16 protein-coding genes are annotated in these 19,655 nt (G+C 69.6%); all 16 read left to right on the forward strand.

The window, feature by feature from the left end:
• Positions 1–53 precede the first annotated feature (53 nt).
• The 16 genes from tsf (at position 54) to tilS (ending at position 19,653) form a co-directional block, all read left to right on the forward strand.
• Positions 54–923: a translation elongation factor Ts gene (tsf, locus tag OCT48_RS02225; protein WP_263591126.1), complete on the forward strand. Its 870-nt coding sequence runs from the start codon at positions 54–56 to the stop codon at positions 921–923.
• 113 nt (positions 924–1,036) lie between these two features.
• Positions 1,037–1,804, forward strand: a complete 768-nt coding sequence (gene pyrH, locus OCT48_RS02230; RefSeq protein ID WP_126483921.1) for a UMP kinase — start codon at positions 1,037–1,039, stop codon at positions 1,802–1,804.
• Positions 1,805–1,808: 4 nt separating this feature from the next.
• Entirely contained in the window at positions 1,809–2,366 is a 558-nt protein-coding gene (frr, locus tag OCT48_RS02235) for a ribosome recycling factor (RefSeq protein ID WP_263591127.1), read from the forward strand.
• A 74-nt stretch (positions 2,367–2,440) separates the two neighbouring features.
• Positions 2,441–3,205, forward strand: a complete 765-nt coding sequence (uppS, locus tag OCT48_RS02240) for a polyprenyl diphosphate synthase (RefSeq protein WP_263591128.1) — start codon at positions 2,441–2,443, stop codon at positions 3,203–3,205.
• Positions 3,198–3,998 (forward strand): phosphatidate cytidylyltransferase, encoded by an 801-nt coding sequence (locus OCT48_RS02245; protein ID WP_263591129.1) that lies wholly within the window; start codon positions 3,198–3,200, stop codon positions 3,996–3,998. The genes uppS and OCT48_RS02245 overlap by 8 nt, the downstream gene beginning before the upstream one ends.
• A gap of 2 nt (positions 3,999–4,000) precedes the next feature.
• Positions 4,001–5,191 carry a 1-deoxy-D-xylulose-5-phosphate reductoisomerase gene (gene ispC / locus OCT48_RS02250; RefSeq protein WP_263591130.1) on the forward strand — a complete coding sequence of 397 codons (1,191 nt, stop codon included), beginning with the start codon at positions 4,001–4,003 and terminating at the stop codon, positions 5,189–5,191.
• A gap of 34 nt (positions 5,192–5,225) precedes the next feature.
• A complete protein-coding gene (gene rseP, locus OCT48_RS02255; protein WP_263591131.1) occupies positions 5,226–6,584 on the forward strand; it encodes an RIP metalloprotease RseP in 1,359 nt (452 codons plus the stop codon).
• Positions 6,585–6,671: 87 nt separating this feature from the next.
• Positions 6,672–9,017, forward strand: a complete 2,346-nt coding sequence (gene bamA / locus OCT48_RS02260) for an outer membrane protein assembly factor BamA (protein WP_263591132.1) — start codon at positions 6,672–6,674, stop codon at positions 9,015–9,017.
• Positions 9,018–9,162: 145 nt separating this feature from the next.
• The gene (lpxD, locus tag OCT48_RS02265) at positions 9,163–10,200 is read left to right on the forward strand and encodes a UDP-3-O-(3-hydroxymyristoyl)glucosamine N-acyltransferase (protein WP_263591133.1); all 1,038 of its coding nucleotides are present in this window, start codon (positions 9,163–9,165) and stop codon (positions 10,198–10,200) included.
• A gap of 106 nt (positions 10,201–10,306) precedes the next feature.
• Positions 10,307–10,750, forward strand: a complete 444-nt coding sequence (gene fabZ, locus OCT48_RS02270; protein WP_263591134.1) for a 3-hydroxyacyl-ACP dehydratase FabZ — start codon at positions 10,307–10,309, stop codon at positions 10,748–10,750.
• Positions 10,747–11,514, forward strand: coding sequence for an acyl-ACP--UDP-N-acetylglucosamine O-acyltransferase (gene lpxA / locus OCT48_RS02275; RefSeq protein ID WP_263591135.1), 768 nt, complete (start codon positions 10,747–10,749; stop codon positions 11,512–11,514). The genes fabZ and lpxA overlap by 4 nt, the downstream gene beginning before the upstream one ends.
• 22 nt (positions 11,515–11,536) lie before the next feature.
• Positions 11,537–12,724 (forward strand): lipid-A-disaccharide synthase, encoded by a 1,188-nt coding sequence (gene lpxB / locus OCT48_RS02280; protein WP_263591136.1) that lies wholly within the window; start codon positions 11,537–11,539, stop codon positions 12,722–12,724.
• Positions 12,721–13,332, forward strand: a complete 612-nt coding sequence (gene rnhB / locus OCT48_RS02285) for a ribonuclease HII (RefSeq protein ID WP_263591137.1) — start codon at positions 12,721–12,723, stop codon at positions 13,330–13,332. Before lpxB ends, rnhB begins: the two co-directional genes overlap by 4 nt.
• A gap of 43 nt (positions 13,333–13,375) precedes the next feature.
• Positions 13,376–16,888: a DNA polymerase III subunit alpha gene (gene dnaE, locus OCT48_RS02290; protein WP_263591138.1), complete on the forward strand. Its 3,513-nt coding sequence runs from the start codon at positions 13,376–13,378 to the stop codon at positions 16,886–16,888.
• A 346-nt stretch (positions 16,889–17,234) separates the two neighbouring features.
• The gene (gene accA / locus OCT48_RS02295; RefSeq protein ID WP_263591139.1) at positions 17,235–18,188 is read left to right on the forward strand and encodes an acetyl-CoA carboxylase carboxyl transferase subunit alpha; all 954 of its coding nucleotides are present in this window, start codon (positions 17,235–17,237) and stop codon (positions 18,186–18,188) included.
• A gap of 172 nt (positions 18,189–18,360) precedes the next feature.
• Positions 18,361–19,653, forward strand: a complete 1,293-nt coding sequence (gene tilS, locus OCT48_RS02300) for a tRNA lysidine(34) synthetase TilS (RefSeq protein ID WP_263591140.1) — start codon at positions 18,361–18,363, stop codon at positions 19,651–19,653.
• Positions 19,654–19,655 lie beyond the last annotated feature (2 nt).

Here is a 19,655-nt window from a genome sequence, read left to right on the forward strand (position 1 = left end):
CGGGCTGCGGCCCGGCCCCATATTCCAGGTCGAACCATTCAGAGGTAACTACCATGGCAGCTATCAGCGCCTCCCAGGTCAAGGAACTGCGTGAGCGTACCGGGCTCGGCATGATGGAGTGCAAGAAGGCACTCACCGAAGCCGGTGGCGACATCGAGACCGCCATCGAGAACCTGCGCAAGAATTCCGGCCTCAAGGCCGCCAAGAAGGCCGGCCGCACCGCCGCCGAGGGCGCCGTCGTCACTCGCGTCGCCGAGGACGGCAGCTACGGCGTGATGGTCGAGGTCAACTCCGAGACCGACTTCGTCGCCCGTGACGACAACTTCAAGGCCTTCGCCGACAAGGTGGCCGATGCCTTCTTCGCCGCCAAGAGCGAGGACGTCGCCACCATCATGGAAGGCGAGCTGGAGTCCGCCCGCGAGCAGTTGGTGCAGAAGATCGGCGAGAACATCGGCGTGCGTCGCAGCGTCGTCGTCGAGGCGCCGGAAGGCGCCCGCGTGGGTGAATACGTCCACGGCGGCCGCATCGGCGTGCTGACCGTGCTCAAGGGCGCCACCGCCGAGGCCGCCAAGGACGTGGCCATGCACGTGGCCGCCATCAACCCGGCCGTCGCGCTTCCCGAGGACATGCCCCAGGACAAGCTGGACGCCGAGAAGGCGATCATCCTGGCCCAGCCGGACATGGCCGGCAAGCCCGAGCAGATCGCCGAGAAGATGGTCCAGGGCCGCCTGAAGAAGTACCTGGCCGAGAACAGCCTGACCGAGCAGCCGTTCGTCAAGGACCCGAACCAGAGCGTCGCCGAGTTCGTCAAGGCCGCCGGCGGCGAGGTGCTCGGCTTCACCCGCTTTGAAGTGGGCGAGGGTATCGAGAAGGAAGAGGTCGACTTCGCTCAGGAAGTGATGGAACAGGCCAAGCGCAGCTGAGGTCGCAGGTTCCAGTGTGAAGATGGCGTGCGCGAGAGCGCACGCCATCGCGTATCCGGCCGGTGCATCCGGCCACCCCACGTCGCATTCGTCGAGTTCCCGGGAGACACACCATGAGCAGTGCCGAGCACGCCGCCCCCCTCAAGTCCGACAAGTCCCGCGCCGAGGTGTCGAAGTACAAGCGCATCCTGCTCAAGCTCTCCGGCGAGGCCCTGACCGGGGATGCCGAGTTCGGCATCGACCCCAAGGTGCTGGACCGCATGGCGCTGGAGATCGGTCAGTTGGTCGGTATCGGCGTGCAGGTCGGGATCGTGGTCGGCGGCGGCAACCTGTTCCGCGGGGCCGCCCTGCACGAGGCGGGCATGGAGCGGGTCACCGGTGACCACATGGGCATGCTGGCCACGGTGATGAACGCCCTGGCCATGCGCGATGCCCTGGAGCGCTCCAACATCCGCTCGCGGGTGATGTCGGCGATTCCGATGAGTGGCGTGGTGGAGCACTACGACCGCCGCACCGCCATCCGCTACCTGACCTCCGGGGACGTGGTACTGTTCTCCGCCGGCACCGGCAACCCCTTCTTCACCACCGACTCGGCGGCCTGCCTGCGCGGCATCGAGATCGATGCCGACGTGGTGGTCAAGGCCACCAAGGTGGACGGGGTCTACGACAAGGACCCGGTCAAGCACGCCGATGCGGTCAAGTACGAGCAGCTGTCCTATGATGATGCGCTCGACCAGAAGCTCGGCGTCATGGATTTGACCGCCATCTGCCTGGTGCGGGACCATGACATGCCGGTTCGCGTGTTCAACATGAACAAGCCTGGCGCACTGCTGAACCTGGTGGTGGGCGGCAGGGAAGGCACGCTGATTGATAGAGGGTGAGACAGTGATTGACGACATCAAGAAGGATGCGGAAAGCCGCATGAAGAAGAGCCTCGAGTCTCTTCACCACAACTTCAACAAGATCCGCACCGGCCGGGCGCACTCCAGCATCCTGGACTCGGTGACCGTGGACTACTATGGCGGTCAGGTGCCGATCAACCAGGTGGCCTCGATCAACGTCGAGGACGCGCGCACCCTGTCGGTGGTGCCCTGGGAGCAGAGCATGGTGCCCAAGGTGGAGAAGGCCATCATGACCGCCGAGCTGGGCCTCAACCCGGCCAGTGCCGGCACCGTGATCCGGGTGCCGATGCCGATGCTCACCGAGGAGACCCGCAAGGGCTATATCAAGCAGGCGCGTGGCGAGGCCGAGAATGCCCGCGTGGCGGTACGCAACGTGCGTCGCGACGCCAACGGTGATATCAAGGCCCTGCTCAAGCAGAAGGACATCACCGAGGACGAGCAGCACCAGGCCGAGGATGCCATCCAGAAGCTCACCGACAAGTTCATCGGCGAGATCGACAAGGCCCTGGAATCCAAGGAACACGACCTGATGCAGGTCTGAGGACGGGCCGGCGGCATCGCCCGCGATGCCGCCGATCATGGAATGATTCCGCCCCACCCGCCATGCGAGACACCATGACGTCACCGCAGTCTCCCCAGCCCCGTTCCGACGGGGATACCCTGCCACGTCACGTGGCCATCATCATGGACGGCAACAACCGCTGGGCCAAGGCCCGGGGCATGTCCGGCGTGCGCGGCCATCATGCCGGCGTCGAGGCCGTTCGCGCGGTCATCCGGCGCGCCGCCGAGCGGGGCGTCGAGACCCTGACGCTGTTCGCCTTCTCCAGCGAGAACTGGAAGCGCCCGGCCGCCGAGGTGAATGCCCTGATGGAGCTCTTCCTGATGGCGCTCAAGCGCGAGGTCAAGAAGCTCCACCAGCACGATATCCGCCTCTCGGTGATCGGTGATCGCGAGGGATTCTCCGCCTCGATCCAGAAGTACATCGCCCAGGCGGAGGCGTTGACCGGCGACAACCATGGCCTGCACCTGGTGATCGCCGCCAACTACGGCGGCCGCTGGGACATCGCCCAGGCCGCGCGACGCCTGGCGGAGCGCGTCGCGGCCGGTGAACTCGCCCCCTCGGCCATCGACGAGGGCGCCCTGGGCGCCGAGCTCAGCCTCGCCGGCGACGCCCCGGTGGACCTGTGTATCCGCACCAGTGGCGAGCGGCGCATCTCCAATTTCCTGCTCTGGCAGATGGCCTATGCCGAACTCTATTTCACGCCGACCCTGTGGCCCGACTTCGGGGCGGAGGCCTTCGACGAGGCCCTGGCCGACTTCGCCGGTCGCAAGCGACGCTTCGGGATGACCGACGAGCAGGTCGAGGCGCGGGGTGCTTAAGCAGCGCATTCTCACCGCCGCCTGGCTGGCGCCACTGGCGCTGGTGGGGCTGTTTGGCCTGTCCGGCGATGCCTTCGTCGCCTTCATCGCGATGGTCATGCTGCTGGCGGCCTGGGAGTGGGCCAACCTGGCCGGGCTGAGCGAGGGCGCCCGGCGCCTGGCGCCGGGCGCCGGTCTGGCGCTGGTGATGGCGGGGCTCCACGCCGCCGGCATGACCCTCTCGCCCTGGCTGCTGTGGCTGGCGGTCCCGGGCTGGCTGGTCAATCTCTACTGGGTCGTCGGCTACCCCGAGCGGGCCGGCCAGTGGCACGGCACCGGAATGCGCCTGGCCATGGGGCTGTGGGTGCTGCTGCCCACCTGGGTCGGCTTCAACGTGCTGCGCGAGGCCGGGGTGGCCTGGCTGCTGTTCGTGCTGCTGCTGGTGTGGGGCGCCGATATCGGCGCCTACTTCGTCGGCCGAACCCTGGGCCGGCGCAAGCTGGCCCCGAGGGTCAGCCCCGGCAAGACCTGGGAAGGGGTCGCCGGCGGCGTCGCCGTGACCGCGCTGCTGGCGGTGAGCTTCGCCGCCTGGCAGGGCCTCGGCCTGGCCACGGGCCTGATGCTGCTGGCGGCCACGGTCGTGGTGACCCTGGCCTCGGTGGTCGGCGACCTGTTCGAGAGCATGCTCAAGCGCCATCGCGGCCTCAAGGATTCCAGCCATCTGCTGCCCGGGCATGGCGGGGTGCTGGATCGCGTCGACAGCCTTACCGCCGCGGTGCCGCTGTTCGCGCTGCTGCAGTCGGGAGTGCTATGACCATGAGCGATGCCGCGCCGTGCCGCGTCAGCGTGCTGGGAGCCACCGGTTCCATCGGCACCAGCACCCTGGACGTGATCGCCCGTCACCCCGACCGCTACCGGGTCCATGCGCTGACCGCCCATCGCTCCCGGGAGGCCCTGCTGGCCCTGTGTCGGCGCCATGCGCCGGCCCTGGCGGTACTCGACCGGGAACGCGATGCGGCCTGGCTGCGTGAGCGGCTCCGCGAGGCGGGGGTGGCGACCGAGGTGCGTTGCGGCCCCGAGGCACTGGTCGAGGTCAGCGAGGCGCCCGAGGTCGATGTCGTGATGGCGGCGATCGTCGGGGCCGCGGGCCTGCTGCCGACGCTGGCCGCCGTGCGCGCCGGCAAGCGGGTACTGCTGGCCAACAAGGAGGCCCTGGTGATGTCCGGGGCGCTGTTCATGGAGGCCGTGGACCGCTCGGGGGCGATCCTGCTGCCCATCGATTCCGAACATAATGCCATCTACCAGTGTCTACCCGTCGAGCATCGCGGCGGGCTCTCCCGTCACGGCGTGACCCAGTTGCTGCTGACCGCCTCCGGCGGCCCCTTCCGCGGCTGGACGGCGAATGACCTGGCGGCGGTGACCCCGGAGCAGGCCTGCGCCCATCCCAACTGGTCGATGGGACGCAAGATCTCGGTGGACAGCGCCACCCTGATGAACAAGGGCCTCGAGCTGATCGAGGCCTGCTGGCTGTTCGATGCACGCCCCGACCAGGTCCAGGTGGTGGTGCATCCGCAGAGCGTGATCCATTCCATGGCCGCCTACAGCGATGGTTCGGTGCTGGCCCAGCTGGGCAATCCGGACATGCGTACCCCCATCGCCTATGGCCTGGCCTGGCCGGAGCGCATCGAGGCCGGGGTGGCCGCCCTCGACCTGTTCGCGGTGGCCCGCCTGGACTTCGAGCCGCCGGACGAGGTCGCCTTTCCCTGCCTGCGCCTGGCCCGGGAGGCCATGGCCGAGGGCGGCACGGCGCCGGCGGTGCTCAATGCCGCCAACGAGGTGGCCGTCGAGGCCTTCCTCGCCGGCCGGCTGGGCTTCGCCGGCATCGGCGAGCTGGTGGCCCGGGTGCGCGATGCCTGCCCGGTGGAGCCGGCCGGCGAGCTGGCGGGCATTCTCGATGCCGATGCCCGGGCCCGGCAGGAGGCAGTCGCCTGCCTGACGCGCCACTGACGCATCCCCTGTCGCCATTCACGAGGAGACTGCCGTGGACCTGATCCAGAACGTGCTGGCCGTGATCGTGGTTCTCGGCCTGTTGATCACCTTCCATGAGTTCGGCCATTTCTGGGTCGCCCGGCGCTGTGGTGTCAAGGTGTTGCGCTTCTCGGTGGGCTTCGGCAAGCCGCTGTGGTCGCGCCATGACCGCCACGGCACCGAGTTCGCCGTGGCGGCGATCCCGCTGGGTGGCTACGTCAAGATGCTCGATGAGCGCGAGGGGCCGGTCGACCCGGCCGAGCGGCATCTCGCCTTCAACCGCAAGTCGGTCTGGTCGCGCATCGCCATCGTGGTGGCGGGGCCGCTGGCCAACTTCCTGCTGGCCCTGGTCGCCTACTGGGCGCTGTTCGTTGCCGGCATCTCCACCGTCGTGCCGGTGATCGGCGAGGTGACTCCCGACTCGCCGGCGGCCCGGGGCGGCCTCGTTGCCGGCCAGGAGATCACCGCCGTCCAGGACGAGGCGGTGCGCTCCTGGGAGGAGATCAACCTCAAGCTGGTGGCGGCCATCGGCGCCAGCGGCGAGCTGACGCTGAGTGCCCGGGACGAGGGCGCCTCCCGGTCCCGGGAGCACCGCCTGCCGGTGGAGGACTGGCTGGTGCGCCAGGACCCGCCGCAGCCCCTGGCGAGCCTCGGCATCACGCCCTGGCGCCCGGCCATGCCGGCGGTGCTCAGCCAGGTGGCCGAGGGCGAGGCCGCCGCGGCCGCCGGGCTCGTCCCCGGCGACGAGGTGCTGGCGGTGAATGGCACACCGGTGGAGGACTGGTCGCACTTCGTCACGCTGGTGCGGGCCCGTCCCGGGGAACGCCTGACCCTGACGGTGGCCCGCGACGGCGAGACCCGCGAGCTGTCCCTCACCCCCCGGGCCAATACCCTCCAGGACGGCACCACCGTCGGTTACATCGGGGCCGGCGTCGAGCCGGTGGCCTGGCCCGACGCCTATCGCCGCGAGATCCGCTACGGCCCCCTGGCGGCCATGGGTCAGGCCGTCTCCCGCACCGGGGAGATGACCGTGCTGACCCTCGACGCCATCCGCAAGATGGTCGTCGGGCTGATCTCGCCCTCCAATCTCTCCGGCCCCATCACCATCGCTCGCATCGCCGGGGATACGGCGCGCTCCGGGCTGGAGAGCTTCATCGGCTTCCTGGCCTACCTGTCGATCAGCCTGGGGGTACTCAACCTGTTGCCGATCCCGGTGCTCGACGGGGGCCACCTGCTCTACTACCTGGTCGAGGCGGCGCGTGGCCGGCCGGTCTCGGAGCGCACCCAGGCCCTGGGGCTGCGCATCGGCCTGGCCCTGGTCGGGACCCTGATGCTGATGGCGCTGTATTTCGACCTGATGCGGCTCTGGTAGCCGGGTCTCGGCTTGTCAGTTACCCGTGCAAATGTATAAGGTGCCTGTCTGGACAGGACGGCAGATCAACGCGAGCGAATCGACTGCATGAAGATCAAGACCATCGGACTGGCGGCGCTGCTGCTTGCCAGTGCCAGCACGGCACAGGCGGAACCCTTCGACGTAACGGACATACGAGTGGAAGGCTTGCAGCGGGTCTCGGCGGCCTCCGTGTTCAATGCCTTTCCTGTCAGCGCCCGCGACCGGGTCGACGATCGTGAACTGGCCGCCGCGGCGCGCCAGCTGTTCGACACCGGCCTGTTCGAGGACATCCGCCTGTCCCGGCAGGGGGGCGTGCTGATCATCGAGGTGGTCGAGCGCCCGACCATCACCCGCCTGAATATCGAGGGCAACAGCCAGATCCCCGACGAGGACCTGCGTGAAGGGCTGCGCGAGGCCGGCCTCGACGAGGGCCAGGTGCTGCAGCTCTCCACCCTCGAGGAGATCGAGCGCGAGCTGTCCGGGCTCTACCAGTCCCAGGGTCGCTACAGCGCCAGCATCGATACCGAGGTCGAGGAGCTCGGCGAGGGGCGCGTCCAGGTCAACGTCGACATCGACGAGGGCGCGGTGGCCAAGATCCGCCAGATCAACATCGTCGGCAACCAGGCCTTCGACGACGAGACCCTGCGAGATGTCTTCGACCTGGAGGACCGGCCGGGCTGGTTCTTCGGCTGGTTCTCCAGCGACGAGTACTCCCGCCAGGCGCTGGCCGGCGACCTCGAGCGGCTGCGCTCCTTCTATCTCGATCGCGGCTACGTCAACTTCAATATCGACTCCACCCAGGTCTCCATCGGCCCGGACAAGTCGAAGATCTTCGTCACCGTCAACGTCACCGAGGGCGAGCGCTATCGCCTCGGCGACATCGCCTTCGCCGGGGACCTGCGCATCCCCGAGCGGGAGGCCCGGGAGCTGCTCGAGGTGGAGCGCGGCGAGATCTTCTCGCGCAGCGACGTCACCGCCTCGTCCGAGGCGTTGCGTTCCCGGCTCGGCGCCGAGGGCTTCGCCTTCGCCAACGTCGACGGCATCCCCGAGGTGCGCCAGGGCAGCGATACCGTCGACCTGACCTTCCGGGTCGAGGCCGGGCGTCGCGCCTACGTGCGCCGCATCGAGTTCGTCGGCAACACCACCACCCAGGACGAGGTGCTGCGCCGCGAGATGATCCAGATGGAGGGAGCGCCGGCCTCCACCGAGTCGATCAGCCAGTCCCGCCAGCGCCTCGAGCGCCTGGGCTTCTTCAAGCAGGTCGAGGTGCAGACCGAGCCGGTCCCCGGGGCGCCGGACCAGCTCGACGTGACCTATACCGTGGAGGAGCAGCCGTCCGGGTCGATCTCGGCGAGCATCGGCTTCTCCCAGAGTGCCGGCGTCATCTACGGCGCCTCGCTGTCCCAGAACAACTTCCTCGGCACCGGCAACCGGGTGAACATCGGCGCCCAGCGCAGCGATACCTACACCAGCCTCAACTTCGGCTTCACCGACCCCTACTGGACCCTCGACGGCATCTCCCGCGGCTACAACCTCTTCTACCGCGAGACCGACTACGAGGACTCCGACATCTCGACCTACTCGACGGACGCTTTCGGCGGCGGCATCAACTTCGGCTATCCGATCAACGAGCTGACCCGCCTGAACTTCGGCGCCGACGTCGAGGACCTGACCATCGAGACCTACAGCGACACGGCCTCGGAGATCCAGCGCTACGTCGACGAGCAGGGCGACAACGCCCAATCGCTGAAGCTGACCGCCAGCTGGACCCGCAACGACCTCAACCGCGGCATCATGCCCACCGCCGGCAACTACCAGCGGCTCTCGCTGGAGGCCGCGGTGCCCGGCAGCGACGCCGAGTACTACAAGCTGCGGGCGCGGGCCCGCCAGCTCTTCCCGTTCAACGAGGAGCAGACCTGGTCGCTGAAGTTCAGCGGCGAGCTCGGCTACGCCGACAGCGTCGGCGACGATCCCTACCCGTTCTACGAGAATTTCTTCTCCGGGGGGCTCGGCTCGGTGCGCGGCTTCACCGGCAATACCCTGGGGCCTGCCACCACGCCCCGCGGCGACGGCGACGACAAGACGCTGGGCGGCAACGTGCTGGTCGAGGGCAGCGCCGAGCTGATCTTCCCCATGCCCTTCGTCGAGGACAAGCGGTCGGTCCAGCCCTCGCTGTTCCTCGACGCCGGCAACACCTACCTGACCGACTGCTATTCCGTGCTGGACGAGGATGCCGGCCGCTCCAACTGCGAGTCGGGCGTGGACCTCGGCGAGCTGCGCTACAGCGTGGGGGTGGGGGTGTCCTGGCTGACGGCGGTGGGCCCGCTGACCTTCAGCATCGCCGAGCCGCTCAATGCCAAGGACGGCGACGACACCCAGTTCTTCCAGTTCTCGCTGGGTCAGACCTTCTGATCCTCGACAAGGAGTCGATGACCATGCGCAAGCCGACAGCCGCCCTCCTGCTGGGCCTCGCCGGGGCCGTCGCCCTGCCGGCCCAGGCCACCGAGGTGGCCATGCTCGACTGAGCGGGCCCTAGACCTTTCGATACCGGGTTCCCATGACACAAGATTCTCCAACCCTGACGCTCGCCGAGATCGCCGCGCACCTGGGAGCTGGCCTCCAGGGGGACGGCAATCGGCGGGTCCGTGGCCTGGCCACCCTGCGGGACGCCGGGCCGGAGCAGGTGAGCTTCCTGGCCAATCGCGCCTACCTCAAGGACCTGCCGGGCACCCGGGCCGCCGCCGTGCTGCTGCACCCGGACCATGCCGGGGAATGCCCGGCCGCCTGCCTGACCCTGGACAATCCCTACCTCGGCTATGCCGAGCTGTCGCGGCTCTTCGACCCGCTGGCGGGGCGCGAAACCCCCGGCGTCCACCCCTCGGCGGTGGTCGGCGAGGGCGTGAGCCTGGGCGAGGGCGTGGCCATCGGCCCCCAGGCGGTGGTCGAGGCCGGGGCCGTGCTCGGCGATGACGTGGTCATCGGACCCGGCTGTGTGGTCGGGGCCGATACCCGGATCGGGGCCGGGTCGCGGCTGCATGCCAACGTCACCGTCTACCATGGGGTGGTGATCGGCGAGCGGGGCATCCTGCACAGCGGCTGCGTGATCGGCGCCGACGGCTTCGGCTTCGCCCACGACGGCGGCGGCTGGCACAAGATCGCCCAGCTCGGGGGCGTGGTCCTGGGCGACGATGTCGAGGTCGGCAGCTGCTCGAGCATCGACCGGGGGGCGCTGGGCGACACCATGATCGGCAACGACGTCAAGATCGACAGCCAGGTGCAGATCGCCCACAACGTGCAGATCGGCGATCACTGCGCGCTGGCCGGCTGTGTCGGCATCGCCGGCTCCACCCGGGTCGGCCGGCACTGCATGCTGGGCGGCGGCGTGGGCCTGTCGGGCCACCTGACGATCTGCGACGGGGTTCAGGTCACCGGCATGAGCCTGGTCACCAACTCGATTCACGAGCCGGGAGTCTACTCCTCCGGCACCGGCGCCATGGACAATGCCCAGTGGCGTCGCAACGCGGTGCGCTTCAAGCAACTCGACGAGATCGCCCGTCGCCTGAGCCGGCTCGAGAAAGCCGGACGCGGCGGTTGAGGCCACCTGCCGGGGCGGTATAATCCCCCGCCCATCCGTCGACCCGGTGTCGACGGCCATGCTCGCCGTGCGGGGCGGGCATCCTGTCATTTCAGAGGTCGCTACGATGGTAATGGACATCAACGAGATTCGTGAGTATCTGCCCCACCGCTATCCCTTTCTGCTGGTGGATCGGGTAACGGAGCTTGCGCTGGGCGAATCCATCGTTGCCTACAAGAATGTCAGCATCAACGAGCCGTTCTTCAATGGCCACTTCCCGCACCATCCGATCATGCCGGGCGTGCTGGTCATCGAGGCGCTGGCCCAGGCCTGCGGCATCCTCGGTTTCAAGACCGTCAACAAGCTGCCCGCCGACGGCTATGTCTACTACCTGGTCGGCAGCGACAACGTGCGCTTCAAGCGCCCGGTGATGCCCGGTGACCGGCTGACCCTGGAGGCGCGGGTCGAGCGCGAGAAGCGGGGCATCTGGAAGTTCCGCTGCAAGGCCACCGTGGCCGGCGAGGTGGCCTGCGAGGCCGACATCATCTGTGCCGAGAGGAAGGTCGCTTGATTCATCCCACCGCCATCGTAGACCCCGGGGCGCGCCTGGCCGATGACGTCGAGGTGGGGCCCTTCACGGTGATCGGCGCCGACGTCGAGATCGGCGCCGGCTCGCACATCGGGCCGCACGTGGTGGTCAAGGGGCCCACCGTGCTCGGCGCGCGCACGCGCGTCTTCCAGTTCGCCTCGGTGGGGGAGGACTGCCAGGACAAGAAGTACGCCGGCGAACCGACCCGCCTGGTGATGGGCGACGACAACGTGATCCGCGAGGGCGTCACCCTGCACCGCGGCACCGTCCAGGACCGCGGCGAGACCCGCATCGGCTCGCGCAACCTGTTCATGGCCTATGTCCACGTCGGCCACGACTGCGTGATCGGCGACGACTGCATCCTGGCCAACCAGGTGACCCTGGCCGGCCATGTCCACCTGGGCGACTTCGTGATCCTCGGCGGCCTCTCCGCCATCCACCAGTTCTGCCGGTTCGGCGACCACGCCATGGCCGGGGGCGGCTCGATCATCACCAAGGACACCCCGGCCTACGTGATGATCAACGGCAACCCCGCCCAGGTGCACGGCCTGAACCTGGTCGGCCTGCGCCGCCGCGGCTTCGCCAACGAGGCCGTGCGGGCCCTGAACGAGGCCTACAAGCTGGTCTATCGCCAGGGGCTGACCGCCGAGCAGGCGATCACCGAGATCCGCGCGCGCTACTCGCTGCCCGAGACCGAGGCCTTCGCCGCCTCCATCGAGGCCTCGACGCGCGGCATCGTGCGCTGAGCCCGGCGTCGTGAGCACGGGCATGCGTGTCTATCTCGTGGCCGGCGAGCTGTCCGGCGACCTCCTCGGCGCCGGCCTGATGCGGGCCCTGAAGGCGCGTCACCCGGATATCGCCTTCCGCGGCGTCGGCGGGCCGCGCATGATCGACGAGGGCATGGACAGCCGCTTCCCGCTGGAGACCCTGTCGGTGATGGGGCTGGTCGAGGTGGTCAGGCACCTGCCCGAGCTGCTGCGGGTGCGCCGCACTCTGAAGCGCGACGCCCTCGACTGGCGGCCCGACATCATGGTCGGCATCGATGCCCCGGACTTCAACCTCGGCCTGGAGCGGGCGCTGCGCGAGGCCGGCATCACCACCGCCCATTATGTCAGCCCCTCCGTGTGGGCCTGGCGCCAGGGGCGCGTCAAGGGCATCGCCCGCTCGGTGGACGCCATGCTCACCTTCCTGCCCTTCGAGGCGGCCTTCTATGCCCGCCACCGCGTGCCCGTGGCCTTCGTCGGCCACCCGCTCGCCGACGAGCTGCCGCTGGTCAACGACCGGCAGGCGGCCCGGGACGCCCTGGGGCTGCCGGCGACGGGCCCGCTGCTGGCGGTGCTGCCGGGCTCCCGGGCCAACGAGATCCGCTTCCTCGGCGCGACCTTCCTCGACACGGCGGAACGGCTGTGTCGCGAGCGCGAGGCGCTGCGGGTGGTCATCCCCGCCGCCACCCCGGCACGCCGGACCGAGCTCGAGGCCCTGCTGGAGGGCCGCGCGGCGCTGCGCGGGCGGGTGACCCTGGTCGATGGCCGCTCGCGGGAGGCGATGGTGGCCAGCGACCTGGTGCTGCTGGCTTCGGGCACCGCGGCGCTGGAGGCGATGCTCTGCCACCGTCCCATGCTGGTCGCCTACCGCATGGCGCCCGTGACCCACTGGCTGGCCAGGCGGCTGGTCAAGACCGAGTGGATCTCGCTGCCCAACCTGATCGCCCGCGAGACGCTGGTGCCGGAACTGATCCAGGACGCGGCCAATCCCGCGACCATCGCCGCCCGGCTCGCCGCGCTGCTCGACGATGCCGAGGGCCGGGCCGCCCTGGAGGCGCGCTTCGCCGAGATGCATGCCGGCCTGCAGCGCGATGCCAGCCGGCGGGCCAGCGAGGCCCTCGAGGCCCTGGTGGCGGGACGGGCGCTGCCCGCCAGCGTCGCCCCCGAGCCGGTCGGGGGGCAGGGCGCATGAGGGCCGAGGACTTCCCCCCGCTGGTCATCGACTACCGGGGGCGACGGCTGGCCGGAGTCGACGAGGTCGGGCGCGGCCCCCTGGTCGGGCCGGTGGTGGCCGCCGCGGTGATCCTCGACCCGGCCGCGCCCATCGACGGGCTCAGCGACTCCAAGAAGCTGACCGCCGGCCGACGCGAGGCGCTGGACGCCGAGATCCGCGCCCGGGCCCTGGCCTTCGCGGTGGCCGAGGCCAGCGCCGCCGAGGTCGACGAGCACAACATCTTCCATGCGACGCACCTGGCCATGCGTCGCGCCATCGATGCTCTCGCGCCCGCGGCGGAGTACCTGCTGGTGGACGGCAACCGGCTCCCGGGGCATCATGTGCCCGGCCAGGCGGTGGTCAAGGGCGACGCCCGCCATCCGGCGATCGCGGCGGCCTCGATACTGGCCAAGGTGGCCCGGGACGCCGGCATGCGCGCCCTGGATGCCCGCCATCCGGGCTACGGCTTCGCCCGCCACAAGGGCTACCCGACACGCGAGCACCTGGCCGCCCTGGAGCGCCTGGGTGCCTTGCCCGAGCACCGCCGCTCCTTCGCGCCCGTGAAACGCCAGCTGGCCCTGTTCTAGGGTCGACAGCCCGATTCCTGTTCATCAACGCCCCGAGTCCGCCATGACCGCTCCCTTCGTTCATCTCCGCGTGCACAGCGAATTCTCCCTGGTCGACGGCCTGGTGCGTCTCAAGCCGCTGGTCAAGGCGGCGGTGGCCCAGGGCACCCCGGCCCTGGCCCTCACCGACGAGGCCAACCTCTTCGCCCTGGTCAAGTTCTATACCGGGGCCCAGGGCGCCGGGCTCAAGCCGATCATCGGCAGCGACCTCTGGCTGACCAACCCCCACGACGAGGCGCACCCCTACCGGCTCACCCTGCTGGCGATGAACGACGTCGGCTACCGCAACCTCACCGAGCTGATCTCCCGCGGCTGGGTCGAGGGGCAGCAGGGCGGCCAGGCGCTGCTCGACAAGGCCTGGGTGCTCGCCCAGAGCGAGGGCCTGATCGCCCTGTCCGGTGGCCGCGAGGGCGAGGTCGGCCGGCACCTGCTCACCGATCACCATGACGAGGCCCGGGCGCTGCTCGAGGAATGGCAGGCCGCCTTCCCCGGGCGGTTCTATCTGGAGCTCACCCGCACCGGCCGGCCGCTGGAAGAGGAGTGCGTGCACCTCTCGGTGGACCTGGCCATCGCGACCGACACCCCGGTGGTGGCCACCAACGACGTGCGCTTCCTCGAGCGCGAGGACTTCTGGGCCCACGAGACCCGGGTGGCCATCGGCGAGGGCAAGGCCCTGGACGACCCCCGGCGCGAGCGACGCTACACCGAGGAGCAGTACCTCAAGAGCCCCGAGGAGATGGCCGAGCTGTTCGCGGACATCCCCGAGGCCCTCGAGAACAGCGCCATGATCGCGGCGCGCTGCAACGTCGACGTGCGCCTGGGCGAGATCTTCCTGCCGGAGTACGAGATCCCCGAGGGCATGACCCAGGACGAGTTCTTCCGCAAGATCTCCCACGACGGCCTGACCGAGCGCCTGGACTTCCTCTACCCGGCCGAGCGGTACCCCCGGGACGGGGCCGAGTACGCCGAGATCGACGCCCGCTACCGTAAGCGGCTCGACTTCGAGCTCGACATCATCCTGCAGATGGGCTTCCCGGGCTACTTCCTGATCGTGATGGACTTCATCCAGTGGGCCAAGGACAACGACGTCCCGGTGGGCCCGGGGCGCGGCTCCGGTGCCGGCTCGCTGGTGGCCTATGCCCAGAAGATCACCGACCTGGACCCCATCAAGCACGACCTGCTGTTCGAGCGCTTCCTCAACCCGGAGCGGGTCTCGATGCCCGACTTCGACGTCGACTTCTGCATGGAGAAGCGCGACCGGGTCATCGACTACGTGGCCGAGCGCTACGGCCGCGACGCCGTCTCGCAGATCGTCACCTTCGGCACCATGGCCGCCAAGGCGGTGGTGCGCGACGTGGCTCGCGCCCAGGGCAAGCCCTACTCGCTGGGCGACAAGCTCTCCAAGCTGATCCCCTTCGAGGTGGGCATGACCCTGGCCAAGGCCATCGAGGCCGAGCCCCAGCTCAAGGACTTCCTCGACGCCGACGAGGAGGCCCAGGAGATCTGGGAGATGGCGCTCAAGCTCGAGGGCATCACCCGGGGCACCGGCAAGCACGCCGGGGGGGTGGTGATCGCGCCGACCAAGCTCACCGACTTCTCGCCGCTGCTCTGTGACGAGGACGGCAGCGGCCTGAGGGTCCAGTACGACAAGAACGACATCGAGGACGCCGGCCTGGTCAAGTTCGACTTCCTGGGCCTGCGCACCCTGACCATCATCGACTGGGCGCTGGAGATGGTCGACAAGGTGCGTGCCGTCGAGGGGCAGGGGCCGCTGGACATCGACGCCATCCCGCTGGACGACGCGCCCACCTTCGAGATGCTCAAGAAGGCCGAGACCACGGCGGTGTTCCAGCTCGAATCCCGCGGCATGAAGGAGCTGATCAAGCGCCTGCTGCCGGACTCCCTGGAGGACATGATCGCCCTGGTGGCGCTGTTCCGCCCCGGCCCCCTGCAGTCGGGCATGGTCGACGACTTCATCAACCGCAAGCATGGCCGGGCGGAGATCTCCTACCCCCACCCGGACTACCAGCACGAGCTGCTCAAGCCGGTGCTCGGGCCCACCTACGGCATCATCCTCTACCAGGAGCAGGTGATGCAGATCGCCCAGGTGCTGGCCGGCTACAGCCTGGGCCAGGCCGACCTGCTGCGCCGTGCCATGGGCAAGAAGAAGCCCGAGGAGATGGCCAAGCAGCGGGTCGGCTTCATGGAGGGCTGCGCCGCCAACGGCATCGACAAGGAGCTGGCCGGCAACATCTTCGACCTGGTGGAGAAGTTCGCCGGTTACGGCTTCAACAAGTCCCACTCGGCGGCTTACGGGCTGGTCTCCTACCAGACCGCCTGGCTCAAGGCCCACTACCCGGGGCCCTTCATGGCGGCGGTGATGTCCACCGAGATGGACAACCTCGACAAGGTGGTGCCGCTGATCGAGGAATGCCGCCACCTGGGGCTCACCGTGACCCCGCCCGACGTCAACGTCGGCGGCTACAAGTTCACCGTCGATGCCGAGGCGCGGGTGGTCTACGGCCTCGGCGCCATCCGCGGCGTCGGCGAGGGCCCCATCGGCGCCATCGTCGAGGCCCGCGAGGACGGTGGCGCCTTCCACGACCTCTTCGACTTCTGCAAGCGGGTCGATCCCAAGCGCATGAACAAGCGCACCCTGGAGGCGCTGATCCGCTCCGGCGCCCTGGACACCCTGGGGCCGAGCCGGGCGGTGCTCGCGGCGGCCCTGGACGACGCCCTGAAGGCGGCGGCCCAGAACCAGGCCAACCAGAACCTCGGCATGATGGACATGTTCGGCGAGGCCTTCGGTGCCGCGGACGAGGAAGACCACACCGCCGACGTCTACGCCGACTACCGCCGGGTGCGCGACTGGACGGACAAGGAGCGCCTGGCCGGCGAGAAGGACACCCTGGGGCTCTACCTGACCGGCCACCCCATCGACGAGTACGAGAAGGAACTGGAGCGCTTCGTCTCCACGCGCATCGGTGATCTCAAGCCCTCCCGGGAGCCCCAGCGGGTGGCGGGCCTGGTGGTGGGCCTGCGCACCATGAAGTCCAAGCGTGGCGATACCATGGCCTTCGTCACCCTGGACGACCGTACCGGGCGCATCGAGGCCTCGCTGTTCGGCGAGCTCTTCGACGCCGTGCGCGGCCGCCTCGACACCGACCAGGTGCTGATCGTCGAGGGCGAGGTGCAGAGCGACGACTACTCCGGCGGCCTGCGCCTGCGCGGCAAGGAGATCACTCCCATGGTCGATGCCCGCACCCGCTACGGCCAGGCCGTGGAACTGTCCCTCGACGGCGCCCGGGTCAATGGTCGCCTGGTGGACAGCCTGCGCGACAGCCTCTCGCCCCACCGCGACGGCAGCGGCCTGCCGGTGCGGCTGCGCTACCGCAACGCCGAGGCCGCCGGCTGGCTGGAGTTCGCCGAGGAGTGGAAGGTCACGCCCTCCGACGAACTGCTGATCGCCCTGCGCGAGGTGGAGGGGCAGGACGGAGTACGCCTCAAGTACCGCTGATCATGCGAATGTCACTGCCGGTGGCCGTCCGAGGCGTCGGGGCTAACCCGTCGACAGGCCTGCGAGGAGGCGCTGTGAACCCCTCCCTGGGCGCTACCGACGCCCTGCGGCGCTCTCGCATCCTGCTCCGCTTGCAGGGCCTGGGTTGGCCATCCATGGCCAACCCGTTCGGAGGAATCCTCCTCACCCCTGGCGTAGGACCTCCTCTTCGGTCTGTCCCCGGCGCCCCTCGGGTTGCAGGCCTGCGTCAGTGAGCTGCCTTGCGTAGCGCGTTGAGGGTGCGATAATGCTCATCATTTGACGCTTCCCCCGGTCGCCTCTTCGGCCGACGAGACAAGGCTAGCCCATGAATCCGAACTACCTAGATTTCGAACAGCCCATCGCCGAACTCCAGGCCAAGATCGAGGAGCTGCGCCTGGTCGGCAACGACAGCCAGGTCAACCTCAATGACGAGATCGGCCGGCTCGAGGAGAAGAGTCGCAAGCTGACCGAGTCGATCTTCAAGGACCTGACCCCCTGGCAGGTCTCCCAGCTGTCCCGTCACCCCCAGCGGCCCTATACCCTGGACTACCTGGAGCACGTCTTCACCGACTTCGACGAGCTCCACGGGGATCGCCGCTTCGCCGATGACGCCGCCATCGTCGGCGGAGTGGCCCGACTGGACGACAGACCGGTGATGGTCATCGGCCACCAGAAGGGCCGCGACGTCAAGGAGAAGGTGCGTCGCAACTTCGGCATGCCGCGTCCCGAGGGCTACCGCAAGGCCTGCCGCCTGATGGAGATGGCCGAGCGCTTTCGCATGCCGGTGCTGACCTTCATCGACACCCCCGGGGCCTATCCCGGCATCGATGCCGAGGAACGCGGCCAGAGCGAGGCCATCGCCTACAACCTGGGGGTGATGTCGCGGCTCAAGACGCCGATCCTCGCCACCGTGGTGGGCGAGGGCGGCTCCGGCGGGGCGCTGGCCATCGGCGTCTGCGACGAGCTGGCCATGCTGCAGTATTCCACCTACGCGGTGATCTCCCCCGAGGGCTGCGCCTCCATCCTCTGGAAGAGCGCCGAGAAGGCCTCCGACGCGGCCCAGGCCATGGGGATCACCGCCGAGCGCCTCAAGGAGCTGGGCTTCGTCGACACCCTGATCCCCGAGCCCCTGGGCGGTGCCCATCGCCAGCCGGCGGCCACCGCCGAGCGCATCAAGTCCTCGCTGCTGGCGAGCCTCGACCGGCTGGAGGGGCTGGACACCGAAACCTTGCTGGAGCGTCGGTATCAGCGCCTGATGAGCTACGGCGCCCCTGTGTAAGCCCTTTCTGCGCTCGATCAGGCGGTGTTGGAGACGACCTCAGCCGACTATTTACCCGCATGTAAACTCCGCGGCTTCGGTCTTCTCCGCCTCGCCTGATCGTCGCTCTAAGAGGCCTCTGGTTGGGTGGTGACAGCTCCCCCAGCAACATGCCCGAGGGGTGTCTCTGCCCATGTGCCTCGAGCCTTCTTCCCTGCAAGCCGTGATCGATAACGCCCTGGCACGGACCCCGCCGGGGCGCTGTGTCTGGGTGGCGCTCTCCGGCGGTCTGGATTCCGGCCTGCTGCTGACCCTCGCCGCGGACGCCTGCCGCCGCCACCCGCGTCCCCTGCGGGCGCTGCACGTGCATCACGGCCTGCAGGCCGCCGCCGACGACTTCGAGCGCCACTGCCGATGGCTGGCGTCACGGCTCGGCGTGCCCCTGGACGTCGACCATGTCGGCGTCGACCCGGCGGCGGGCCGTGGGCTCGAGGGGGAGGCCAGGGCCGCCCGCTACGCCGCCTTCGCACGTCGACTGCGGCCCGGGGAGACCCTGTGGCTGGCCCAGCATCGTGACGACCAGGCCGAGACCTTCCTGCTCGCCGCCCTGCGCGGTGCCGGTCCCCGTGGCCTGGCCGCCATGCCCGAGACGCGCGGGCTCGGCAATGGCCCGGCCGGGACGTGCCTGTCACGCCCGCTGCTCGGCGTCTCTCGGGCCGCCCTCGTGGCCGAGGCCGGCCGGCGGGCGCTGGCCTGGGTCGAGGACCCGAGCAATGCCGAGGTGGGCCCGGATCGCAACTTCCTGCGCCACCGGGTCCTGCCGCTGCTGGCCGGGCGCTGGCCCCGGGCGGGAGAGGGCCTGGCCCGCAGCGCGGCGCTGGTCGGTGAGGCCGAGGGGCTGCTCGAGGAACTGGCCGGCGAGGATCTGGCCCGGCTGGGCGGCGACCCCGGCCGGCTGCCTGTCGCCGACCTGCAGGCCCTGTCGGACCCGCGCCGGCGCCTGCTGGTGCGCCACTGCCTGGGCTGCTTGGGGCTGCCGCGGCCGCCGGCCCGCCGCCTGGCGACGCTGCTCGCCCAGCTCGGTGCCCCCCGGGATGCCGCGGTGCGGGTGGCCTGGCCCGGCGCCGAGGCGCGTCGCTGGCGGGACCGTCTCTACCTGATGGCCCCGCCGCGTCCGCTGACGCCGGCGTGGCGGGCCGACTGGGATGGCCGGCAGGCCCTGGCGACGCCGCTGGGCCGGCTGAGGGTGCGTCTTGTCCCCCGGGCGGGGAGGGCGGTGGCGCTGCGCCTGGCCCCGCGGTGCGGCGGGGAGCGCCTGCGGCTGGCCGGGCGCGGCCACCGTGACCTCAAGCGGTTGCTGCAGGAGTGGGGGGTGCCGCCCTGGGAGCGTGACCGGCTGCTGGTGGTCTGGCACGGGGATCGCGTGGTGGCGGTCGGCCGGCCGGACCGCTGGCTGACCCGTGCCGAGGGCTGGGAGGAGGCCTGAGG

Origin of the sequence: Halomonas sp. M4R1S46 (assembly GCF_025725685.1) — a bacterium.
Lineage (GTDB): Bacteria > Pseudomonadota > Gammaproteobacteria > Pseudomonadales > Halomonadaceae > Halomonas.

What these genes read in the sequence shown, in the direction of transcription:
- tsf (WP_263591126.1), top strand. Translation starts at nt 54, where the DNA reads ATGGCAGCTATCAGCGCCTCCCAGGTCAAGGAACTGCGTGAGCGTACC.
- pyrH (WP_126483921.1), top strand. Translation starts at nt 1,037, where the DNA reads ATGAGCAGTGCCGAGCACGCCGCCCCCCTCAAGTCCGACAAGTCCCGC.
- uppS (WP_263591128.1), top strand. Translation starts at nt 2,441, where the DNA reads ATGACGTCACCGCAGTCTCCCCAGCCCCGTTCCGACGGGGATACCCTG.
- ispC (WP_263591130.1), top strand. Translation starts at nt 4,001, where the DNA reads ATGAGCGATGCCGCGCCGTGCCGCGTCAGCGTGCTGGGAGCCACCGGT.
- bamA (WP_263591132.1), top strand. Translation starts at nt 6,672, where the DNA reads ATGAAGATCAAGACCATCGGACTGGCGGCGCTGCTGCTTGCCAGTGCC.
- lpxD (WP_263591133.1), top strand. Translation starts at nt 9,163, where the DNA reads ATGACACAAGATTCTCCAACCCTGACGCTCGCCGAGATCGCCGCGCAC.
- fabZ (WP_263591134.1), top strand. Translation starts at nt 10,307, where the DNA reads ATGGTAATGGACATCAACGAGATTCGTGAGTATCTGCCCCACCGCTAT.
- lpxB (WP_263591136.1), top strand. Translation starts at nt 11,537, where the DNA reads ATGCGTGTCTATCTCGTGGCCGGCGAGCTGTCCGGCGACCTCCTCGGC.
- rnhB (WP_263591137.1), top strand. Translation starts at nt 12,721, where the DNA reads ATGAGGGCCGAGGACTTCCCCCCGCTGGTCATCGACTACCGGGGGCGA.
- dnaE (WP_263591138.1), top strand. Translation starts at nt 13,376, where the DNA reads ATGACCGCTCCCTTCGTTCATCTCCGCGTGCACAGCGAATTCTCCCTG.
- accA (WP_263591139.1), top strand. Translation starts at nt 17,235, where the DNA reads ATGAATCCGAACTACCTAGATTTCGAACAGCCCATCGCCGAACTCCAG.
- tilS (WP_263591140.1), top strand. Translation starts at nt 18,361, where the DNA reads ATGTGCCTCGAGCCTTCTTCCCTGCAAGCCGTGATCGATAACGCCCTG.